The organism is Anaerobacillus sp. 1_MG-2023, assembly GCF_030547345.1.
In the GTDB taxonomy this organism is placed as follows: domain Bacteria; phylum Bacillota; class Bacilli; order Bacillales; family Guptibacillaceae; genus Guptibacillus; species Guptibacillus hwajinpoensis_B.
This window is the reverse complement of record NZ_JAUORD010000086.1, coordinates 1-284: the sequence shown is the minus strand read 5'-3', so window position 1 is coordinate 284 and position 284 is coordinate 1. Positions and strand designations below refer to the sequence as shown.

The 284-nt window shown below is 34.9% G+C and carries 1 protein-coding gene; it reads right to left on the bottom strand.

Going from position 1 to position 284, the window contains the following annotated elements:
* On the bottom strand, nt 1-236 hold a 236-nt coding region (locus tag Q4550_RS23375), incomplete at its 3' end, for a hypothetical protein (RefSeq protein WP_303536593.1).
* Nucleotides 237-284 lie beyond the last annotated feature (48 nt).

Here is a 284-nt window from a genome sequence, read left to right as displayed (position 1 = left end):
ATTACATCCTGTACAGTAAATGTACTATCAACATTCACATCAGAACCATTCACAGTAAAATAACCTGCTCCATTAAATGTATCTCTAGCAATCGATGTTCCTGCAATTACATTCAGAGCAGCTGTAGCAAGTGATGTAATAGTTACGTCAAAAGTTCCAGACTTAGTATCACCGTTACTCGAAGAACTTGAAACAATGCTTCCATTACCTACGCTAAGGCCTGAATATCCATTCAATATTTTTTTATTGTTAAACTATGTATTACTAGCAATTCGATCAACTTC